This is a genomic window from Pantoea sp. MBLJ3 (assembly GCF_000816655.1).
GTDB classification, from domain to species: domain Bacteria; phylum Pseudomonadota; class Gammaproteobacteria; order Enterobacterales; family Enterobacteriaceae; genus Pantoea; species Pantoea eucalypti.
This window is the reverse complement of the sequence record NZ_JSUT01000029.1, coordinates 213,190-232,993: the sequence shown is the minus strand read 5'-3', so window position 1 is coordinate 232,993 and position 19,804 is coordinate 213,190. Positions and strand designations below refer to the sequence as shown.

Annotated in this window: 21 protein-coding genes and 1 riboswitch; of the genes, 8 read left to right on the top strand and 13 right to left on the bottom strand. The window is 53.4% G+C overall.

The features are described 5' to 3' along the window. Positions 1–72: 72 nt before the first annotated feature. From NP77_RS20245 to NP77_RS20225, 5 genes are read right to left on the bottom strand one after another with little or no spacing between them, the layout of a single operon-like run. Positions 73–1,155 (bottom strand): ABC transporter ATP-binding protein, encoded by a 1,083-nt coding sequence (locus NP77_RS20245; protein ID WP_003855109.1) that lies wholly within the window; start codon positions 1,153–1,155, stop codon positions 73–75. A 2-nt stretch (positions 1,156–1,157) separates the two neighbouring features. Next, a complete protein-coding gene (locus NP77_RS20240; protein ID WP_003855110.1) occupies positions 1,158–2,105 on the bottom strand; it encodes a carbohydrate kinase family protein in 948 nt (315 codons plus the stop codon). A gap of 2 nt (positions 2,106–2,107) precedes the next feature. Next, the gene (locus tag NP77_RS20235) at positions 2,108–2,947 is read right to left on the bottom strand and encodes a carbohydrate ABC transporter permease (protein ID WP_003855111.1); all 840 of its coding nucleotides are present in this window, start codon (positions 2,945–2,947) and stop codon (positions 2,108–2,110) included. Further along, complete coding sequence (locus NP77_RS20230; RefSeq protein ID WP_003855113.1) at positions 2,937–3,845, bottom strand: carbohydrate ABC transporter permease; 909 nt, start codon at positions 3,843–3,845, stop codon at positions 2,937–2,939. Before NP77_RS20230 ends, NP77_RS20235 begins: the two co-directional genes overlap by 11 nt. A 9-nt stretch (positions 3,846–3,854) precedes the next feature. Then, positions 3,855–5,102, bottom strand: coding sequence for an extracellular solute-binding protein (locus NP77_RS20225; protein WP_039661433.1), 1,248 nt, complete (start codon positions 5,100–5,102; stop codon positions 3,855–3,857). A gap of 296 nt (positions 5,103–5,398) precedes the next feature. Between NP77_RS20225 and NP77_RS20220 the strand changes: the two genes are divergently transcribed. After that, positions 5,399–6,568 carry an ROK family transcriptional regulator gene (locus tag NP77_RS20220; protein WP_033763325.1) on the top strand — a complete coding sequence of 390 codons (1,170 nt, stop codon included), beginning with the start codon at positions 5,399–5,401 and terminating at the stop codon, positions 6,566–6,568. Between the two features lie 42 nt (positions 6,569–6,610). Here NP77_RS20220 and NP77_RS20215 read toward each other — a convergent pair whose 3' ends face one another. From NP77_RS20215 to NP77_RS20205, 3 genes are all read right to left on the bottom strand, one after another. Then, positions 6,611–7,885 (bottom strand): Glu/Leu/Phe/Val dehydrogenase, encoded by a 1,275-nt coding sequence (locus NP77_RS20215; protein WP_003855119.1) that lies wholly within the window; start codon positions 7,883–7,885, stop codon positions 6,611–6,613. Between the two features lie 466 nt (positions 7,886–8,351). Continuing rightward, positions 8,352–8,741, bottom strand: coding sequence for a DUF1090 domain-containing protein (locus tag NP77_RS20210; RefSeq protein ID WP_039661432.1), 390 nt, complete (start codon positions 8,739–8,741; stop codon positions 8,352–8,354). A gap of 121 nt (positions 8,742–8,862) precedes the next feature. After that, positions 8,863–9,633 carry a transcriptional regulator gene (locus NP77_RS20205; protein ID WP_008924665.1) on the bottom strand — a complete coding sequence of 257 codons (771 nt, stop codon included), beginning with the start codon at positions 9,631–9,633 and terminating at the stop codon, positions 8,863–8,865. A 357-nt stretch (positions 9,634–9,990) separates the two neighbouring features. Between NP77_RS20205 and NP77_RS20200 the strand changes: the two genes are divergently transcribed. Then, positions 9,991–10,386: a hypothetical protein gene (locus NP77_RS20200; RefSeq protein WP_003855127.1), complete on the top strand. Its 396-nt coding sequence runs from the start codon at positions 9,991–9,993 to the stop codon at positions 10,384–10,386. 44 nt (positions 10,387–10,430) lie between these two features. On the opposite strand, the gene NP77_RS20195 is transcribed toward NP77_RS20200, so the two are convergent. Both NP77_RS20195 and NP77_RS20190 read right to left on the bottom strand, forming a co-directional pair. Beyond that, positions 10,431–10,904, bottom strand: a complete 474-nt coding sequence (locus NP77_RS20195; protein WP_003855128.1) for a nuclear transport factor 2 family protein — start codon at positions 10,902–10,904, stop codon at positions 10,431–10,433. Positions 10,905–10,955: 51 nt separating this feature from the next. Beyond that, positions 10,956–11,390: a 6,7-dimethyl-8-ribityllumazine synthase gene (locus NP77_RS20190; RefSeq protein WP_008924667.1), complete on the bottom strand. Its 435-nt coding sequence runs from the start codon at positions 11,388–11,390 to the stop codon at positions 10,956–10,958. A 388-nt stretch (positions 11,391–11,778) separates the two neighbouring features. Between NP77_RS20190 and NP77_RS20185 the strand changes: the two genes are divergently transcribed. Then, positions 11,779–12,486: a phage antirepressor KilAC domain-containing protein gene (locus NP77_RS20185; protein WP_008924668.1), complete on the top strand. Its 708-nt coding sequence runs from the start codon at positions 11,779–11,781 to the stop codon at positions 12,484–12,486. Positions 12,487–12,625: 139 nt separating this feature from the next. Here NP77_RS20185 and NP77_RS20180 read toward each other — a convergent pair whose 3' ends face one another. Beyond that, positions 12,626–13,423, bottom strand: coding sequence for a MetQ/NlpA family ABC transporter substrate-binding protein (locus NP77_RS20180; protein WP_003855132.1), 798 nt, complete (start codon positions 13,421–13,423; stop codon positions 12,626–12,628). 271 nt (positions 13,424–13,694) lie between these two features. On the opposite strand from NP77_RS20180, the gene NP77_RS20175 reads away from it, so the two are divergent. Then, positions 13,695–14,078 (top strand): cupin domain-containing protein, encoded by a 384-nt coding sequence (locus tag NP77_RS20175; RefSeq protein ID WP_039661431.1) that lies wholly within the window; start codon positions 13,695–13,697, stop codon positions 14,076–14,078. A gap of 134 nt (positions 14,079–14,212) precedes the next feature. Here NP77_RS20175 and NP77_RS20170 read toward each other — a convergent pair whose 3' ends face one another. Continuing rightward, a complete protein-coding gene (locus NP77_RS20170; protein ID WP_039661430.1) occupies positions 14,213–14,899 on the bottom strand; it encodes a molybdate ABC transporter substrate-binding protein in 687 nt (228 codons plus the stop codon). Continuing rightward, positions 14,899–15,948, bottom strand: coding sequence for an ABC transporter substrate-binding protein (locus tag NP77_RS20165; RefSeq protein WP_039661429.1), 1,050 nt, complete (start codon positions 15,946–15,948; stop codon positions 14,899–14,901). Before NP77_RS20165 ends, NP77_RS20170 begins: the two co-directional genes overlap by 1 nt. A 286-nt stretch (positions 15,949–16,234) precedes the next feature. Then, positions 16,235–16,333: riboswitch (guanidine-I (ykkC/yxkD leader) on the top strand. A 60-nt stretch (positions 16,334–16,393) separates the two neighbouring features. Here NP77_RS20165 and NP77_RS20160 point away from each other — a divergent pair. Genes NP77_RS20160 through NP77_RS20145 form a run of 4 tightly spaced genes read left to right on the top strand, consistent with a single transcriptional unit; the run spans position 16,394 to position 19,796 of the window. Then, positions 16,394–17,449 carry a putative urea ABC transporter substrate-binding protein gene (locus NP77_RS20160; RefSeq protein WP_008924671.1) on the top strand — a complete coding sequence of 352 codons (1,056 nt, stop codon included), beginning with the start codon at positions 16,394–16,396 and terminating at the stop codon, positions 17,447–17,449. A gap of 24 nt (positions 17,450–17,473) precedes the next feature. After that, a complete protein-coding gene (locus tag NP77_RS20155; protein WP_003855145.1) occupies positions 17,474–18,289 on the top strand; it encodes an ABC transporter permease in 816 nt (271 codons plus the stop codon). Then, on the top strand, positions 18,286–19,071 hold the full coding sequence (locus tag NP77_RS20150) for an ABC transporter ATP-binding protein (RefSeq protein ID WP_003855148.1): 786 nt from the start codon (positions 18,286–18,288) through the stop codon (positions 19,069–19,071). The genes NP77_RS20155 and NP77_RS20150 overlap by 4 nt, the downstream gene beginning before the upstream one ends. Then, positions 19,068–19,796, top strand: coding sequence for an urea amidolyase associated protein UAAP1 (locus tag NP77_RS20145; protein ID WP_039661428.1), 729 nt, complete (start codon positions 19,068–19,070; stop codon positions 19,794–19,796). Before NP77_RS20150 ends, NP77_RS20145 begins: the two co-directional genes overlap by 4 nt. The last annotated feature ends 8 nt before the right edge of the window (positions 19,797–19,804 follow it).

The window sequence follows — 19,804 nt, the reverse complement described above, 5'->3', positions numbered from 1 at the left end:
ATTGCTACAGGCGTATGCTCCCACCGCTTTAAGCGGGTTTGCCCCCTGCATTCACTACTGACTTCAGATTAATCATTGCTCCGTCAGCCGCTCACCGCTGCTGGCATCAAACAGGTGCATTTTTTCCGGGTTTACGGTGACCGGTAGCGTACCGCCAGGCATGGCATCACTACGACCGCTCAACTGCATATGCAGCGGGAAACCCTGCCAGTTCAGATGCAACAGCGTTGATTCACCCGTGATCTCCACAATATTTACCGCAGCGGGTTGTCCGCTGGCATCAAAAATCAGATCGTGAGGGCGCACGCCCAGCGTAACCGCCTGGCCAGCCTGCTGCTGCGCGGCACGGTGCCAGCGAGGCGGCAATGGCAGCCACTGCTTACCACAGCAAACACCAGGCAGGCCATCCCGTGACTGGAAGCAGGCATCCATCAGGTTCATTGGCGGCGAACCGATAAACCGCGCCACAAACGTGTTAACCGGCCGATCATAAATCGCCAGCGGCGCGCCCTGTTGCACAATCACGCCCTCTTTCATTACCACAATCTGATCCGCCAGCGTCATCGCCTCGACCTGATCGTGGGTAACGTAAACCATCGTGGTGTTGAAACGCTGATGGAGGGATTTAATTTCGGCACGAAGCTCCATACGTAACTGGGCATCCAGGTTTGAGAGCGGCTCATCGAACAGAAATACCTGTGGGTTGCGGACCATGGCCCGTCCCATCGCTACACGCTGCCGCTGTCCGCCGGACAAGGCCCGTGGATAACGCTGTAAGAGCTGATCGATGCCGAGAATGCCGGCGATGCGGGCGATTTTGCTTTTCTGCTCCTCGCGCTTCACCTTTTTTACCTGCATGTGAAACGCCAGATTCTCTGCAACGGTGAGGTGCGGATAGAGCGCATAGCTCTGGAATACCATGGCGATATCCCGGTCGGCAGGATCGAGATCGTTAATCCGCTTTTTATCCAGCATAATCGCCCCATCAGAGACGGTATCAAGCCCGGCAAGCAGCCGCAGCAACGTCGATTTTCCGCAGCCGGAGGGGCCGACCAGAACAGTAAAACTGCCATCAGGAATGGTTAAATCCAGCGGGTGCAGCACGCTCTGTTTACCATAACGCTTCGCCACCTGTACAAGTTCAACACTGGCCATGTTCAGCGCACCTCATTTGATAGTTGGAGTTGTTGCCAGCTGGGATAGCGGCGCGGAGAGCTGCTTATTGCCTGTGAGGCCACTTCAATGCCCCAGCGCAGCGCGGTATGCGATGACTGGCGGTAAAGCAGTGCAGTCAGAAAACCGGCATTAAAACTGTCACCGGCCCCAATGGTATCGACTACCGTCACCGGCTGACCGGCGGCAAATTGCACCGAGGCCGCAGACCAGAGATGCGCGCCCTCTGCGCCACACTTAATCACGCAACCACCGCGACCACTGAGCTGAGCCGCCAGCCGTTTACCGCTCTGTTCCAGCAGGTCTGCGCCCGCCAGACCCAATGCTTCCACTTCATTCAGCAACAGCCAGTCACAGTCAGGCAACCAGTTACCCATTTCCAGGCGAAGCTCATCACTCCAGCCCGCAGGCGGCCAGCCGGTATCCACGGCGACACAAAAGCCTCGGTGCTGTAGCGCGGCCAGCAACGTCGGATAGCGGCGATAAAGTTCATGACAGAGAAAGGTGCCACACAGCAGCACAATATCGCCCTGCGTCGCCTGCTGGGGTAACTGCGCCAGCACATCGTCAGCGGTGAGCACGGTAATATGACCGTGATTGCTCAAAAACGAACGTTCGTTATCAGGATGGGTTATGCCCACCGTGAGCGAGGTCTCACAGGCGTAACGTGGCCAGTGTGCGGCGCTGTGGGGAAAATGGCTGGCGAGCCAGTGACTGAAGCCATCGTCACCCTGATTGGCAATAGCCCGATGCGGCACCTGCATTGCCTCCAGCGCCAGCGCACAATTACCCGCTGAGCCACCGGGACGTAACGCACTGTGCTGCAGCATCACTTCCGTTCCGCGTGCCGGCCAGTCGCCGAGTGTACCCATGATTAAATCGACATTAATGTTGCCCACCACATAAAGTGTGGACGCAATGGTCTTATCCATAATTATCCCTTACTTCCACCGCTGGTAAGACCGCTGACCAGCGTCTTCTGCAACCAGATGGCAATAAACAGTGGCGGCACCGAAGCCAGAATACCAATCGCCGCGATCAGGCCATCATCGGTCGCACGTCCGGCGGTGAAACCGGCAATCGCGACTGGCAGTGTCTGTGCTGAAATGTTGCTGGTGAACAGCAGCGCGTAGAAAAACTCATCCCAGGCCAGCAGCCAGCCAAACAGTGCTGCGGCACCGAGCACTGGTTTCGCCAGCGGCAGTGTGATGCGTAGCAGAACCTGCCAGAAGCGCAGACCATCCAGACGCGCTGCCTGTTCGATATCACGCGGCAGCGAGTCAAACTGGTTCTTCAGCATCCAGGTCAGAAACGGCAGGATCAGCGAGCAGTAGACCATCACCAGACCGGGGCGTGTGTTGAGCAGCCCCAGCTGTTGCAGCAGAAAATAGAGCGGCAGCACAAACGCCACCGGCGGCACCATATAGATCGCCAGTGCACCGGAGAGCCAGGCATCACGTCCGCTGTAGCGTGAGAAACTGAATGCCGCCGGTATTGCCAGCAGCAACGAAATCGCCGTTGCCACCGTTGCTACCAGCAAACTGTTGCCGAGTGCATGCAGAAAAATGTTGCCCGGCTGGTTTGGTGCCAGTGAAACCAGTCCCTGATAGCGGCTGAAATCCCACTGACGCGGCAGCCACTCCAGCGGAACGCGTGAAAGATCACTGGCAGAACTGACGCTCATTAAAAACAGCCAGCCCATTGGCGCCAGAATGCTGATGGCGACCAGCAGCGCCGCCATATAACGCAGCATACCCCGCAGTTTAGTTTTCATAAGCGGAACTCCGGCGACGCTGATGCCATAACATCAGCAGGTAAAGCGTAATAAGCAGGGCGCACATCAGGGTCATCAATATTGCGTAGGCCGCACCACTGCCAGCACGCAGGTAGCTGAACGACTCCTGATAGACGAAAAAGCTTAAGGTTTTGGTGCTGTCCACCGGGCCGCCGCGCGTCATGACATAGATGATGTCGAAGATTTTAAAAGCATCGATGGTGCGTAATACAAGTGCAACGCCAAGCGGGGCAACAATTGCCGGGAAGGTAATCGCCCGGAAACGACGCCAGGCGGATGCGCCATCCAGCCGTGCCGCTTCAAACAGATCCTCAGGGATCGATTGCAGTGCCGCCAGCACCAGTAGCGTGACCAGTGGATAGTTTTTCCAGATATCCGCGAACATTACCGCGTTGAGTGCCGCATCCGGCGAGCCAAGCCAGCTGCGATAGCCATCAATAATACCGAGCTGACTGAGCAGGGCGTTAATGCTGCCGTAATCAGGGTTAAAGTTCAGCCGCCACATCATGGCATTGACAATGGTCGGTAGCGCCCATGGCAGAATTACCAACACCCGCAGCACGTTTCGCCCGATGAATTTCTGATTCAAAAGCAGCGCGACCAGCACACCGATGATGCCTTCGAAGGTGACGGATACAACGGTGAAGTAGAGCGTGCGCCAGATCGACGCCCGAAAGTCGGGATCGGTAAGCGCATAGAGATAGTTTTCCAGGCCAATCCAGGCGGGTGACTCACCGCTGCCAATCAGCGCAGCATCAGTAAAGCTCAGCCAGATAGTGCGCAGCAGAGGCCAGGCGGTTAACAACAGCATCACCAGCAGCATGGGTGCAAGCAGCACCCATGCCTGACGCTGTTCGCGTTGACGCAAACTCAGCATCATGACTCCTTAACGCAGCCGGGCAGCGCTTTTATCAATCGTTGCCATCGCGTCCTGCGCCGGGGTTTTTCCCAGCAAGACCTGTTGTAACTGCTGCTGTAGCTGATTGGACAGACGAGAATAATCAGCAGTCTCTGGACGTGACAGCATCACGTTTAATGATTTATCCGCTGCGGCAATCAGGCTCTCCTGATCCTTTTTCACCGCCTCATCCTGATAAGAAGATTTCCAGATCGGCAGGCTAAGCTTGGCATACTGATTCTGGACAGGCTGTGAGGTCATGTACTGAATGTACTGCCACGCCTCATTGGCATGCGTACTGCCTTTGGTGATACCCAGTCCCATTGAGCCGTTCACTGCGCCCACTTTTCCAGGCGCATCGCCCGGCGCTGGCATAATGCCAACATCGCCCGCCACTTTGCTCTGCTTAGGATCGTTCGCCATGTTGTACATGTAGGTCCAGTTCAGCGCGAAAGCCGCATCGCCATTAGAGAACGATTTACGCACATCTTCTTCCAGATATTCACGGGATGCTGGATTACTCAGCCCATCATCGAGCGAACTTTTCATCAGGTTCAGCGCCTTAAGCGAGGCAGGACTGGAGAAGTCGAGCTTGCCGTTCTGATAGAACTTTCCACCAAAGCCTGACACCAGCGTGGTGTAGTCACACACCAGTGCTTCAGCCTGAGACCAGCTCCAGACCAGCGGATAGTTGACGATCTTCTTATCTTTGATGATCTTCGCGTCATCCAGCACCTGCTGCCAGGTCTGCGGCGGGGTGGTGATGCCCGCTTTAGCCAGCATCGCTTTGTTGTAGTAAAGGTATTTGGTATCCAGAATCCACGGCATACCCAGCGTCTTACCCTTGTAAACCACCGTGTTCATCGCGCCCGGAAAGACCTTCTCTTTTTCCTCTGGCGTAATGCGTGCGCTGACATCCTGCAGCAGGTCAAATCGGGCGAACTCTGCTGGCCAGATGGCATCAAAGAGCACCACATCATAGCCATTACCGCCTGCACCGCGCGCCGCTACGATTTTATCGTGCAGCGCTTCGTAAGGAACAAACTCCAGATTGACAGTGACATCCGGATGTTGCTTCTGAAAATTTTGCGTCATGGCACGGATATCGTTTTCGCTGTAAGCCGCCTGAGTCATAAACAGGGCATTGATCTGGCTGGCCGCCGCCGCGCTGCCTGCGCTTAACATCAGTAAGGCAGCAAAACCGGCTTTCAGTTTGGGGGTATAATGCTGTGACATGGTCTTCTCCACTATGCAGCAACAGGCTGTCGGTTAATTAAATCAATTTGATTGATTTAATCGGGGGCGTAATTTGGTCAGCATATAAACTGACCTGTCAGGAGTTAAGCAAACGGCATGCCACAGTGGTGAAGATCTGTGCAACAAAGCCGTAACAACGCTAACACTCAGACTGCGCCTTTATGGCAAAATTGCCTATTCTGATGTGCAGAAATTGCGTGCAGCATCAAAGATATTGTTTGCCCGAATGACACTGGGGACCAATACTGTCAGGCCCCGCTGTAATGGAAAACAACATGAAAACCTCGGGTACCAACCTTGAACATGCGCGGGCGCACAACCGACGTGTGGTGATTGAAGCCATTCGACTTCACGGTGAGCTGACCCGCGCAGAACTGGCTCGCATGACAGCGCTGACGCCGCAGACTGTCTCGAATATCGTAGCGGAGCTTGAGCAGGCCGAGCTGCTGACCAGCCGACAGCCGCGCCGCAGCGGCCGTGGTCAGCCTTCGATTCCGGTCACGCTCAATCCCACCAGTGCGTGGTCGATCGGTATTCATCTTGATCATCAGACACTATTACTGGTGCTGGTCGATCTTAGCGGCGAAGTGCATTTCCGCCGCCTCCTTATGGTGCAAAAGCCACAGCCTGCTGCCACTCTGGCGTGCATTGCCAGCGTGCTGGAAGAGATGCGCGCTTTCCTTGGCACACAATGGCAAAAAGTGCTGGGTATTGGCGTGGTGATGCCGGGGCCTTTTGGCGTGGAGGGGATTTCATCAACAGGCCCCACGACACTGAACGGCTGGGAGCAGGTCGATATCGAGGCGGAGCTCGCCACTATCAGCGGATTACCGGTCACGCTGGAAAATGACGCCACGGTGGCCGCTATCGGCGAGCGCTTTCACGGCACGGCGCGGCATCTTAATTCCTTTATCTATCTCTACATCGGCACCGGTCTGGGTGCAGGCATCTTCACCGATGGCCATATCTATACCGGCCACGCTCAAAATGCGGGCGAGATCGGACACATCGTGGTGGAGCCGGGCGGTCGGGACTGTTACTGCGGCAATCAGGGCTGTCTGGAGCGGTATGTCTCATTGCAGGCAGCGTATGAATTCTGCGGCCTCGATCCGATGCGAGCGTTACCAGAAGATTTGTTGCAGATTGAACCCGCGCGCTTTACTGCCTGGATTGAGAGTGTAATGACGCCGTTGCGTCAGGCGATCAATATTCTGGAGTCGGTGTTTGATGCTGAAGCGGTAATAATTGGTGGGATGATGCCTGCGCCCTTGCTGGAGCAGATGATAAAACGATTGCCACCGCTTTATCAGTCGGTGCGAGGTCGTTATCTGTTTGATATGCGGCTAAAGATTGGTATGACCGGCAGCGATACCGCTGCGCTGGGTGCTGCAGCCTTGCCGATTTTCGATGAATTTAACCCGCAGTTTCAGGTGCTGATGAAGTAGGCAAGGAAAAAGGCGCTGTTGCTGGCAACAGCGCCTTTCGTATCAACCTGGATAGATACCGCGATCTTTACGCGCCATCAGAATGCGCTCACACGCCACGATATAGGCTGCGGTGCGGAGCGAGCAATCTTTCTCCTTCGACTTCTCCCAGACGTGAACCATCGCTTCCGTCATGATTTTATCTGAGCGACGATTGATCTCATCTTCGCTCCAGAAGAAGCTCGCCATGTCCTGCACCCATTCAAAGTAGCTGACCGTTACGCCACCCGCGTTACAGACCACATCCGGTACCACGATAATGCCGCGCGTTGCCAGCATGTCATCGGCATCCGGATAAGTTGGTCCGTTTGCCCCTTCCAGCACGATTTTGCAACTCAGGACTTCAGCACGCTCGCGGGTAATCTGTCCTTCCAGTGCGGCCGGAATCAGGATATCCATCCCGGTGGTCCAGAACGCCTCTTTATCAATGTTCTGAGCGCCAGGGAAGCCGGCAATCTGCTTATTGGCGATCTGCCATTCAGTCAGTGCGGCCATATTGATACCATCGGCGTTAAACAGCGTGGCGGTATGATCCTGAATCACGACCACGCGTGCGCCGGCCTCTTCAAACAGGCGTGCTGCTTCGCTACCCACGTTACCAAAGCCCTGAACCGCAACGCGCGCGCCTTCAATTTCGATACCGGCACGACGCGCCACTTCGCGTCCGGTAATGAATACGCCGCGACCGGTGGCTTTTTCACGTCCCAGTGAACCGCCCAGATGAATAGGTTTACCCGTGACGACGCCGGTGATCGTTGTACCGTGGTTCATGGAGTAGGTATCCATCATCCATGCCATCACTTTGCTGTTGGTGCCAACATCCGGTGCCGGAATATCTTTCTGCGGCCCGATTATAATGCCGATCTCGCTGGTATAACGGCGGGTCAGTCGCTCAAGTTCGCCATCGGACAGTTTGAAAGGATCAACGCGAATACCCCCTTTGGCACCACCATAGGGCAGGTTAACTGCCGCACACTTGATGGTCATCCAGGCGGAAAGGGCCATGACTTCATTAAGGTCGACGTCCGGATGGTAGCGAATACCGCCTTTACCTGGCCCGCGCGACAGGTTGTGCTGAACGCGATAGCCTTCGAAGTGGCGAATTGAGCCATCATCCATCTGGAGAGGAATATCAACAATCAACGCACGTTTTGGATGACGCAAAGTATCTATCCAACGTGAAAGATCGCCCAGATAAGGCGCAACCCGGTCGATTTGTTGCAGATAGGTGGACCAGGCAGATGTGCTACTTTCAGACGCATAAGATAACTTATCCATAAAAAACCTTTCTTAATGAAGTTATTTATTGTGTGGAGCCGTGGACGTTAAACGCAGTGTATTGCGCGGACATAATCTAACACTCCTGAAACAAATAAGATGCGGTGCCAGGCATGCTGACGTGCAGCGACGCCCTGTTTTGGGGCAACCCGAGTGCATAGATTAGTTATAGTTACTGGCTTAATGCGAATAATGATGCGGCTTAAGTGCGTATTTTCTGCATAGGGCGGGAAATATCGCTATCTTTCAATTCTTTGAGGGTGCTCAAAAAGTTAAATAATTGATCGCATCTGTGTTGACTTTGTTGCACCAATTAAGTGCATGAGAATAAGTAATCAAAGTATTACATAAAGTAATGAGTCATGCGCTAATAGCGCTGGCTAATCAGTGATTTAGAAAAGAGGGAGGGAGTCGTGCAGAAAAGACAAAAATAGCGGGCCAGTAAAAGGGCTGACCCAAAAGATGGTTAACGGCTCAGGGCCTGTTCAGCTTCATTCAGTTCCTGACGCGCTTCGGCCAGTTTATCTTCACGCTTCTGGATCTTGCTGGCGCTGCGTCCTTCTGCTTTTGCTTTTGCCAGTTCCTGTTCCCGTTCCTGTACTTCGCGCTTTTTCTCTGTCACTTTTTCGTGGCGTTCCTTTGACAGGCTGCTTTCGCTACAGTGCTGATCGACTTCGCGCAGCGCCTTTTCAAGGCCAGCAACCTGATGAGTATTATTGTGCTGGCGCGCATAAGAGAGCTGAGTTTTGATCGCCTGCTTTTTGGCGGCACACCCTGTCAGGGCCGTGGCCGCATGAGCCACAGTCAAACTAAGTGGTAACAGATAGAGGCAGAAGGTCAGTAAGGTCTTTTTCATTATCGTCTCGTCAATGAGTCAGAATCGTGGCACCAGTATACGGAGCCAGCTTATGAGATTCTTAACGAAAAAAAATTTACGGGCGGTGGAAGAAAAGAAGGGAAATGGAGGGCTGCCTGCTTCAGGCAGCTGATGATGCAGAAGAGTGGAAGTAATGCAGGTTACGATCCGGGCCGCTGAGCATTACCGGGTGACCATTCTGATGCTGCTGTTCAAAGTAGTCCTGCATTTCCTGAGAAATCCCGGCACCACACCACATGACATGATGCTGGTAAAGCTCGGTCTTAAGTGCAGGTTCTCCACTTGCATGTGAATCCACCTCGACATTAAAGCCCATGGCAGTAAGACGAATCGCTTCGAGCCAGATTTCAGTCTTATCCAGAACACTCACCGCTTCCAGAAATAAAGGGACTGATGATTTATTTCGCGATGAGAGGCGCATCACTTTATCCGCCTGCTGCTGCACAGATTGCTCAAAACGCGCCAGGCGTCGCGATGCACCCTGACGCTGATCGGCATGAAGCCAGACGCTCAGAGGTCGCAAAAGATTGATGATAAAATCATCACCACTGTAGTTGCTGGACATGTTGTGCATCTGACGGGCAAGCGACAAGGGTGTGCCAAATTCAAGCTGCCAGAGCATGTCGCCTTTACGCGCTGCCCAGCCATAGGTCGTGACCGTTGATGCGGCCAGCTGTCCCTCTCTGATCTCTTCAGGCGTCGCGCCAGTAGCGGTTAATCCCACTAAGGCATAAATTTCGCTGAGATGATCATCGTTCCAGATGTCGGGATTCTGCTGCGCCGTCAGTAAACCCTGTTTAATCCAGCGCTTAAGATTAGCCGGATGCGTACCCGTTAATGCGCAAATAGTATCGGTAGTAAAAGAATGCATATCGTGCCCTCTGTTGAGGGAAAGGCCGCCGTATTGAACCGGGGATGAGTAGCTACTATGAACCTTATAACAGCGAATTAACAGGGAAAAGCCGTGTAAAATCGGCGAGAAAGCCGCGTGACGCTTCGCTTATTCGTAATTATTCTGACGGTAAATTCATGATGATCAGAGAGTTAAAAGTGTCCAGGACCGTTTGAAAAGAACTGTGTATTTATTCAGTAAAGATTCTTTACGCAAATATACCGGGAACGGATCTCCTGTTACCTTTTTAAGAGCATGCTGACTGCTTAACCCCTTACATCCACCCGGCAAATCGTTAAAATAGCGGGTTCTGATGATCAGGAGAAAGAGTGTCCCATGCGTTATCGTTTTACTCTCGCCGTGGTAACGGTTGCGGCTGTACTGACTGGTTGTGCGAAACATGCCGCCAGCGATGCGCCAGATGAATTTGCGGCTGGTCCGACGCAGATTGATGTCTCACACATCAAGACCCGTGCAGATGATGGCTCCAGTGTGTTCCTGACCGTAGATGGCAAAGACGCCGGCAGATTACCTAATGGCGAAAGCATGCTGCTGCACGTTCCTGCCGGAAAGCACCAGATTGGCGGCTATGTGCCAACCCTGTTTGGTATGGGTCGAGTGACAATCGCACCTGTAGAAGTGACCACGTCACCTGAGGATGTCAAAAAAGTGGCTTACACGGTTACAAACAGCAAAGCTACCTTTGTCGAAAATAAGGGTGTGCAGGGCTGATTTGATGACGGCGGAGAGCCGCGCTCTCCGCTGGTACGTTCACACTATAAACCGAGCTCACTCAACGCGGGGTGGTCGTCCGGACGCCGCCCCTGTGGCCAGTGAAACAATCGCTGTTTTTCATCGATTTTAAGATCGTTGATGCTGGCAAAGCGCTGCATCATTAATCCCTGCTCGTCAAAGGCCCAGTTCTCGTTGCCATAGGAGCGATACCACTGACGCTGCTCGTCATGCCATTCATAAGCAAACCGAACCGCAATCCGGTTCTGGTCAAAACTCCACAGCTCCTTAATCAGCCGATATTCCTGCTCCCGCTGCCATTTTTGCTGAAGGAAAGCGACAATTTCTGCCCGGCCGGTCAGGAAGGTATCGCGATTACGCCATTGGCTATCCGCTGAATAGGCCAGAGAGACCCGCTCAGCATCACGGCTGTTCCAGCCATCCTCGGCCAGACGGACTTTTTCAATTGCCTGTTCAGGCCGGGTAAAGGGCGGTAGAGGCGGACGTGAATTTTCCAATGTTGTTTCCTTTTATCGCGCAGGCTGCAGCCCCATCATTATTCGGGATGATCAGAGTTCGAGAGCGTGAATCTGGCAGACAGCACGTGCCGCTTCCTGACCCTTTTTCACGAAGTGCTGTGTATAGAAGTCGATAAACTCGGCTGAAGGCTGGAAATTATGTGGCGTAAGGGAAACGGAGAAAACCGGCACATTGGTTGCCAGCTGCGCCTGCATCAGACCACTGACCACGGCCTGGGCGACAAAATCATGACGATAGATGCCACCATCTACCACCAGTGCTGCACAGACAATGGCATCAAAATTGCCGGTCTGCGCAAGGCGTTGCGCCAGTAACGGCATTTCAAAAGCCCCTGGCACATCCCAGGTTTTCATTTCGTATGAGGTCCCACGGCTCTCCAGTTCCTGTTCAAATCCTGTCAGAACCTGCGAAACGATTTCGCTGTGCCAGTTGGCTTTAATAAAGGCGACTTTCAACGGCTGCATGACTTTCTCCATTTATAGGTGACATCCAGTGGTAACGAGCCAGCTTGCGCCCCTGCACCCCGAATCAAAATAGTGAGTCTGGCAGGCAACTAACCTGCTGACAATCATCACTATACTGTAATGTAAAGATTCTGTGTCCACCATTGTGATTATATGTAAATAACCAAAGGGAAAATTACCCTCATATGCTGCAGCAAAGGCGGATAACGCGCTGACAATCTCAACGCCATCGCACTTATTCGTTCAACACCCGCCTCTTATTGCCTGATCTGCGTAACCGCTTCCAGTTACGGAATTGCTTAAATAAAATACTGGATATCCGAACAGGTATTTGTATAATAAATGGACTGCCCGCCGGGTATTGGAAGCGATAGTGAGGGGTGAATCCATGATGATATCGACTGAAAGCCTCAGGTCTCTGGAACAATCGGTCACAATGAGCAGTCGTGAGCTGGCTCAGATGACCGGTATCACACATGGAGAAGTGAAGCGTTTAATCAAAAGTCTGGAGACGGCCGCGCGTCTCTCCCAGCCACTTAGCGTGAATGAATATGAGCGGGAAGGGGAAGTGCGTCAGGAGTACCGTCTCAACAAGCGAGACTCGCTGCTGGCCGTGGCACGCCTGTCGCCAGGCTTCACAGCTGAGGTGCTGGATCGCTGGCAGGATCGCGAAAAAACCTCACATCTGCCTGACTTCACTAACCCGGCTGAAGCGGCTCGCGCCTGGGCCGAGCAATTCGAACAGCGTCAGGCGGCTGAGCAGCAACTGGCTCTCTCAGCACCCAAGGCAGCGTTCTTCGATAATTTCGTTGAGGTTGATGAGAGTCTTGGCTTTCGTCAGCTCTGCAAAATGTTAAAAGTGAAAGAACCGGCGTTCCGCCAGTTCCTGCTGGAGCGAAACATCATGTATCGTGCCAGGGGAACACTTACCCCGCAGCACTACCATCTTCAGGCGGGCTATTTTACGCTGCACTCCGGCACGGGCGAAAACCAGCACGCGTTCTCTCAGGCTCGCTTTACGTCGAAAGGGGTGAAATGGGTCGCCAGCCTTTGGGCAGGTCATCTTTCTGCTCAACTTAAAGGCGCAGCCGCATAACCGCGCCTTTGGTTTAGCAGGTGGAGCAGAGGGACAAATATATAAAATGTACCGATAACTGAAGCCTGGCTTGAAATACAGAGACAAAAAAGGCCGCGACAGAGTGCGGCCTTTTCGACGTTATGGATTGCAGGATGAATTACCAGCCTTTAATCGCATCACCTTTATAAACTTCTTCTGCTTTTGCCGCGACTTCAGGTGACTGCAGCGCAGCCTTTAACTTCTGAATTTTATCGCTGTCTTTATTATCTTCACGAGATACCAGTGCATTCACGTAAGGCGATGAGGCACTCTCCATGAATAAGCCATCGCGGTGTGCTGATAATCCAGCCTGAGCCGAGAAGTTAGTATTGATAATCGACAGGCTTACATTGGGATCATCTAACGTGCGGGTCAGCTGGGGCGTGTCCACCTCAACCAGCTTCAGATTTTTTGGGTTTTCGACGATATCCAGCGAAGTCGGTAAATATCCCACTCCGTCTTTCAGTTTAATCAGGCCCTGCGCCTGCAGAAGCAGCAGGCTGCGTCCCAGCGTGGTGGCTTCATTAGAAATGGTGATCGTGGCGCCATTCTGTAGTTCACTGATGTTTTTGATTTTGTGCGAATAAGCCGCAATCGGGAAAACGAATGTCTTGCCGACTACAGCAAATTTATAGCCGCGCTCTTTAGACTGAGACTCAAGATACGGCAGGCTCTGGAACGCATTGGCATCGACTTCTTTGTTATTCAGCGCTTCATTTGGCAGCACATAATCATTGAAGTTAAGCACTTCAACATCAAGTTTGTATTTATCTTTAGCAACCTGCTGTACCACCTGCCAGATCGCTTCGTCCGGGCCGGTATTGATCGCGACTTTAACTTTGTTATCGTCATCTTTTGAGCAGGCGGACAATAATAAAACAGAACTGGCAAGTAATGCCGTAAACAGACCTTTCATTATCAGAAATCCCTCAGGTAGTAGATGGAATCAAAGATAATACAGAAATCACAGGTTGCGTACTGACGCCGGAATATATCTTATAACCACAACGCGTAATTCGAACACAAATTAACCAGCTTCTTACCTTTCAATAATGGGTTGCCTGGATTACTGATTTTGCTGGATGAAATCTTCTGTGTACCCGCGTATTACGCAGCCATGTGATTTTCTTCTACGCTTAGGCATGGGTCGTAACTGGCATTTTATTGATTATTAACAGGGATTAACCATGTCAAAGCAAGATAGCGGGATTAACGCAGTTGAAGTGATGCGCAGCAGTCAGGCGTGGAACGGTGAAGTTATCGAAGCCTATCCTGCTGGCGAACCAGAACTGACCGTCATGCGGCTGTCACTGCCTGCCCACACGTCATTGCCGTGGCACACCCATCCCATGCCAAATGCGGCGTTTATTCTTTCCGGCACACTGATCGTGGAAGATAAAGAGAGCGGTGAGCAACGGACTTTCCATGCAGGTGAAGCCCTCAATGAGACGGTCAACAGCGCGCATCGGGGCTATACCCTGAATGAGCCAGCTGAACTGGTGATTACCTATGCGGGTGTAAAAGGGCAGGAGTTAACCGAGCCATTGCCGGGTGAGCCAGAGGAATTTTAAATCCTGAAACAGCACGGCAACGTAAAACACTGCCGTGCTGCCACTCTGCAGACCGAATCCATTTCGCCTTCGCGATTGCTTACACACCTGAAGTGAGAGTGACAAGGCTCCAGGTTGCGAACAATAGGGGTATTTCAATCACAACCAAACCCCGCTTCCCGAAGTACTGCTTTTGCCGGTTCCGATCTTAAAAATGCAGCCAGTTGTCCTGCCTCAGACGTGATTACGGCACAGGCATAACGCGCAACAGGATTAAAAGCCTCGGGGATATCAATTACCCGCAGGCCGGCAATCTGGCTCAGGGCTTTTCGATAGCTGGCGTAGCCGATAAACAGATCCGCCTGATCACTCTGGATAATCCACTCCGCCGGCAGCTTGCCTGCGGGAATGGCTGCTGAGTCACGTCCGCCCACCACCGTTTGTGCGCGCTGGCGCACGGCCTCTCCAGCCGGGCCCATCCGGGCAAAAAGAACCTGAGCATAATCGCCTGAAGGATCGGCTAATGGCGTAGAGGTTGCGATTCGCAGCGAGTCACGGGTGAGCAGCTGATACCAGTCATCCCCCACCTGAATGCAATCACTGCGCACAGTGAGGCAGAGCTTATTGGTCGCAAACGACATCAGCGCCAGTGCTCGTCCGGCAGCCAGAAGTCTCTGTGGATGCTCCTCACTGGCTGAAGCAAAGAGGTCACAGCGCTCACCCGCCTCGATCCGTTCGCGGAGCAAGCCGGCGGGACCAAAGTGGGTTTCGACAGGATGAGGGAAATGCGCCATCATTGCAGGCCAGACCGTTTTCAGGCTACCCGCCGCCAGTACGCGCATCACTCTGGTCCCTGATAAGTGGTGCGATAGAAGCGTTGATACCACCTGTTAGCCAGCTTATTCATGTTTATATCTGTAAACTTCTGCGGATAGAGTTTTTTTGCCATCCACAATTCGCCGAGCCCCATCGCTTCAGGCATTGGGTAGCCCCAGGCTTTGGCGTAATCCGGCATTAAATAAACGCGATGATGTTTGACTGCGTCAATCGCCTGACATTGCGGTGAACTGTTGATTTCATTAACGACGGAAGGATAACGATCCTGCACAAAAATCACCTGTGGATTCCAGGCGATCACCTGCTCCATAGACACGGTTTTAAAACCTTTTACGGTCGCCGCAGCGACGTTGACCGCACCAGCATGCAGCATCATCAGCCCGGTATACTTGCCGGAGCCGTAGGTGGTGAGATCCGGATTAGCCATATAAGCGCGAATACGTTTATCCACCGGAATATCCCGGAGGCGATCGCTGACGATTTTGCGGCCCTGATCGGTAGCCTCAATCAGTGCTTTCGCTTCTTCAGGTTTATTGATGATCTCGCCGATCAGCGTAATACCTTCCCGCAGCCCTTTGTCATAGGCTATTTCCTCATCGCTGAGGGTCGGATTCATTTTGGCCTTTTCACCCGGCTGGTCATGACGCAGCGAGATAGCAACCACCGGAATGCCCAGTGCAGTAATGCTGTCGATCATCTCATGTGGCGCATAGTTGGTGACAAAAACCACCTGCGGATGCAGCGCCACCAGTTTTTCGGGATCGACATGCGTCAGATCGCCCAGCGTGGTTTTCTGGTTTAACCCGGGTGCCAGACGGGCATAGCTATCGCCAAGCTGCTGCTTCCAGTTCGCCATTACACCCACAATTTTATCCGTGGCGTTCATCTGCACCAGCAGATTCAGCGTCTGATGCTGAAGCACCACGACGCGATCAACATGGTCTGGAATCGTGACCTGACGGCCAGTCTGATCGATTATCTGGCGTGACGCATGGGAAGAGAGTGGAAGGAGTATAAGTAAACTCAGTGTGCATGCCTGCCAGAAGCGCTTCATTAACTATCCTCGAAAATCGTTATACAGAGAATTATATAGCGATACGTAGCAGACGTCACCGTCTGTGTTACACCTCATCTTTTGCAGGAATAATCAAAAGGGCGTACGTCAAAATTTTATTGTGCCTTTCACCTCAGCACTGATTATGTGCAACGCCCGTTACTGGCTCACCATCCCGGTGCCTCATGGATTTTTTCTCGTCTATTTTGCTGATATTTCAGTATTTAATTTCTGGCACGCCATTTGCCTGACTCTTAGCAGTAAGCAGCGTCAGACACAATTGATTGAAATAGCTGGCTAGGGTTCCGGTTCACGCAGGTGAATGGCTGGTCCGAGAGCTGGCGACCTCTGCGAGGTTACACGGCGGGACAAAAGCCCGGGAGACAGCGGCACCATCTGGTGTCTTGCGCTGCTCCCGTTTTTTTGTGCCAACCAGAGGTCAACCATGAAGAAATCACCACTCCTGACGCTTGTTATGTCTCTGGCGCTGCTGGTCAGCGCGCCGTCTTCCGCCGCAGTCAAAAAAGAGTTCAACATCTGCTGGACCATTTACGCAGGCTGGATGCCGTGGGGCACCATCAGCAATGAGAAGATCATTGATAAATGGGCCAGCAAATATGGCATTAAAATTCATATCACCCAGCTCAACGATTATATTGAGTCAATTAACCAGTACACCGCAGGACAGTTTGATGGTTGCACCATGACGAACATGGATGCGCTGACCATTCCTGCGGCAGGTGGCGTTGACTCGACGGCGCTGATCACCGGCAGCTATTCCGATGGCAACGACGGTGTGGTGCTGAAAGGGGAAAATAAGAAACTCAGCGATCTGAAAGGAATGTCAGTCTATCTTCCTGCGCTGTCGGTGTCGCATTACCTGCTGGTTCGCGGGCTGGAAAAAGCCGGACTGCAGGAGAAAGATGTCAAAGTTGTGAACACCTCTGATGCGGATATCGTCTCAGCTTTCGGCACCAGCAACGTCAAAGCCGCCGTGGCCTGGAACCCGCAGCTCTCGGTGATTAAGAAAACCCCGCAAACCACTGAAGTGTTCAGCTCCTCGGCCGTACCAGGCGAACTGATTGACATGATGGTGGTCAATACCGACACCCTGAAAGACAACCCCGCGCTAGGCAAGGCGCTGACCGGCGCCTGGTTTGAGATGATGGCGAAAATGCAGTCTGGAGATACACAGGCGCTGAGTGCAATGGCCGCCGATTCCGGTACTGACCTCGCCGGATACAAGGCGCAGCTGAAAACCACCCATCTGTTCTGGACGCCTGCCGAAACCGAGACATTTGTCTCATCTCCCGATCTGGCGAAAACCATGCAGCGCGTCGCCGCATTCTCCTTTGATAAGGGATTACTGGGCGAGGGCGCACAAAGTGCCGACTTCATCGGCATGAGCTTCCCCGGCAACATCACCGTCGGTGATACAGCAAACATCAAACTGCGCTTCGACGACAGCTATCTGAAGATGGCCGCCGCGGGCAAGCTGTAATCACCGATATCAGGAGTTTTTGCCATGCGCCACATCAACCGCTATCCCCGGCAGGGAATGCGCCTGACGCTGATGCTGTTACCTTTTGTATTGCTAATCGCCGTCTGGTTTATCAGTTCGGCGGTGCGTCTGGAAGCGAATCCTCAGGACAAACTGCTGCCCGGCCTGTCGCAGATGATTGCGGCCATAGACCGGATGGCGTTTACCCCGGACAAGCGCAGCGGGGAGTATCTGCTGTGGGTGGATACATGGATTAGTTTAAGTCGTTTACTGACAGGCCTGGCGATCTCGTCGCTCATTGGTCTCTGCATCGGGATTGCGGCGGGCGTTTTCCCGATGACCCGCGCGGCGCTGTCACCGTTCATGACCGTCGTGTCGATGATCCCGCCGCTGGCGCTGCTGCCGATGTTGTTTATCGTCTTCGGGCTGGATGAGCTGTCAAAAGTAATGCTGATCGTTATCGGCATTACACCCATGCTGGCGCGCGATCTGGAACACCGGGCCAGGGAAATCCCCGCGGAGCTGTTTATTAAAGCACAAACCCTGGGGGCGAACAGCTGGACGGTGGTGCTGCGGGTCGTACTGCCGCAACTCTTATCACGACTGATCACCTCACTGCGTCTGCTGCTGGGATCCGCGTGGCTCTTTTTGATCTCCGCTGAGGCCATTTCCGCGACCGCCGGGCTGGGATACCGCATTTTCCTGGTCCGCCGTTATATGGCGATGGATGTCATTATTCCGTATGTCATCTGGATCACGCTGCTGGCGTGGTTGATGGATCTCGCGCTGCGTCAGCTGCACAAAGCCTGTTTCCCCTGGGCGGAAGGAGGCCGGGAATGAGTTTTATCGATATCAAAAATATCTGGCAGGAGTATGGCGATCACGTGGTGCTGGAACGCATCAATCTGCAGGTGAAAGAGGGTGAGTTCTGCTCGCTGGTGGGCGCGTCCGGCTGCGGTAAGTCGACATTTTTACGCCTGCTGCTTGGTCAGGAAAAACCAACGCGAGGGTCGATCACGCTGGATGGCGAGCAGCTTTCCGCGGAGCCCGATCGCAGCCGTGGCGTGGTGTTTCAACGCTATTCGGTTTTCCCCCATCTCAACGTGCTGGATAACGTCGCCATTGGCCTCGAACTTCCGGCGTCACCTTTTACCGGACGGCTTTTTGGCGCACGGAAACGCCAGGCCCGTGACCAGGCAAAACAGATGCTGGAGAAAGTCGGTCTGGGCCATTCACTGGATAAATATCCGGCTCAGCTTTCCGGCGGAATGCAGCAGCGACTGGCGATTGCTCAGGCATTTGTGATGCAGCCGCGCGTGCTGCTGCTGGATGAGCCGTTTGGCGCACTGGATCCCGGCATTCGCAAAGATATGCATGCACTGCTGCTGCAGCTCTGGAGCGAAACCAGGATGACGGTGTTTATGGTCACGCACGATCTGGCCGAAGGCTTCAATCTGGGTACCCGGCTGCTGGTGTTCGACAAAGTGCGAATCGATCCACAAGCCCCCAATGCATGGGGCGCGCGTATCACTTATGACATCCCGCTCAATGAAACGCGCCTCTCTCAGCTGGCCACCGGCAGCAAAAACAACATTTATCCCCTTAAGGAGATCGCTCAATGACAGAACTTTTTCATTCAGCCCCGAGCCTGCGCGAAGAGCTGCTGCCAGGCGGAGCGCATACCTCGCTGATTCTGCGTAAAGGGCAGATTCTGCGCCTGACCGACATCGAGGGCGGCGCGAACGTCAGCATGATGATGCTCAATCCGCACGAAAAAAGTGAACGGCTGAATCTGCCTGATACCCTGAAAGGTCAGCACACCGCGCACCTGACCACCGGTCACTGTTTCTATTCAGACATGGGACGTGTGATGGCTGCGATCGTCGCGGATAGCTGCGGCTGGCACGACCCGTTTGGCGGCGTACTCAACGCGGCGGAAACACAGGATAAGTATGGAGCAGGCCGCTACCAGGAATTGCGCAACGGCTTCTATCGCAACGGTACAGATAATCTGCTGGTGGAAATGGGCAAATGGGATCTGGGCCTTGAAGACCTGCTGATGGTCGTTAACTTTTTCAGCAAGGTCACAGTGGATGAAGAGGGCCGCTTTCGGTTCAGCGCGCGCAACAGCCAGGCAGGCGACTTCGTCGAACTCTATGCGCCGATGGACGTGCTGATGGTGCTGACGGCGGTGCCACATCCGCAGGATCCCGCCACGGACTATCTTCCGCGCCCGGTCCAGCTGAGCTGGTATCAGGCTGACGATATACAGACTGTCAGCAAAGCAATGGTCACTCGCGGTGAAAACCAGCGCGCATTTCAAAATACCCAATTTTTTGCCCTGTAAGGAGGCTG

Bases quoted from the DNA above. Each gene is read 5' to 3' on its own strand.
- NP77_RS20245 (WP_003855109.1), bottom strand. From the start codon at position 1,155: ATGGCCAGTGTTGAACTTGTACAGGTGGCGAAGCGTTATGGTAAACAG.
- NP77_RS20240 (WP_003855110.1), bottom strand. From the start codon at position 2,105: ATGGATAAGACCATTGCGTCCACACTTTATGTGGTGGGCAACATTAAT.
- NP77_RS20235 (WP_003855111.1), bottom strand. From the start codon at position 2,947: ATGAAAACTAAACTGCGGGGTATGCTGCGTTATATGGCGGCGCTGCTG.
- NP77_RS20230 (WP_003855113.1), bottom strand. From the start codon at position 3,845: ATGCTGAGTTTGCGTCAACGCGAACAGCGTCAGGCATGGGTGCTGCTT.
- NP77_RS20225 (WP_039661433.1), bottom strand. From the start codon at position 5,102: ATGTCACAGCATTATACCCCCAAACTGAAAGCCGGTTTTGCTGCCTTA.
- NP77_RS20220 (WP_033763325.1), top strand. From the start codon at position 5,399: ATGAAAACCTCGGGTACCAACCTTGAACATGCGCGGGCGCACAACCGA.
- NP77_RS20215 (WP_003855119.1), bottom strand. From the start codon at position 7,885: ATGGATAAGTTATCTTATGCGTCTGAAAGTAGCACATCTGCCTGGTCC.
- NP77_RS20210 (WP_039661432.1), bottom strand. From the start codon at position 8,741: ATGAAAAAGACCTTACTGACCTTCTGCCTCTATCTGTTACCACTTAGT.
- NP77_RS20205 (WP_008924665.1), bottom strand. From the start codon at position 9,633: ATGCATTCTTTTACTACCGATACTATTTGCGCATTAACGGGTACGCAT.
- NP77_RS20200 (WP_003855127.1), top strand. From the start codon at position 9,991: ATGCGTTATCGTTTTACTCTCGCCGTGGTAACGGTTGCGGCTGTACTG.
- NP77_RS20190 (WP_008924667.1), bottom strand. From the start codon at position 11,390: ATGCAGCCGTTGAAAGTCGCCTTTATTAAAGCCAACTGGCACAGCGAA.
- NP77_RS20185 (WP_008924668.1), top strand. From the start codon at position 11,779: ATGATGATATCGACTGAAAGCCTCAGGTCTCTGGAACAATCGGTCACA.
- NP77_RS20180 (WP_003855132.1), bottom strand. From the start codon at position 13,423: ATGAAAGGTCTGTTTACGGCATTACTTGCCAGTTCTGTTTTATTATTG.
- NP77_RS20175 (WP_039661431.1), top strand. From the start codon at position 13,695: ATGTCAAAGCAAGATAGCGGGATTAACGCAGTTGAAGTGATGCGCAGC.
- NP77_RS20170 (WP_039661430.1), bottom strand. From the start codon at position 14,899: ATGCGCGTACTGGCGGCGGGTAGCCTGAAAACGGTCTGGCCTGCAATG.
- NP77_RS20165 (WP_039661429.1), bottom strand. From the start codon at position 15,948: ATGAAGCGCTTCTGGCAGGCATGCACACTGAGTTTACTTATACTCCTT.
- NP77_RS20160 (WP_008924671.1), top strand. From the start codon at position 16,394: ATGAAGAAATCACCACTCCTGACGCTTGTTATGTCTCTGGCGCTGCTG.
- NP77_RS20155 (WP_003855145.1), top strand. From the start codon at position 17,474: ATGCGCCACATCAACCGCTATCCCCGGCAGGGAATGCGCCTGACGCTG.
- NP77_RS20150 (WP_003855148.1), top strand. From the start codon at position 18,286: ATGAGTTTTATCGATATCAAAAATATCTGGCAGGAGTATGGCGATCAC.
- NP77_RS20145 (WP_039661428.1), top strand. From the start codon at position 19,068: ATGACAGAACTTTTTCATTCAGCCCCGAGCCTGCGCGAAGAGCTGCTG.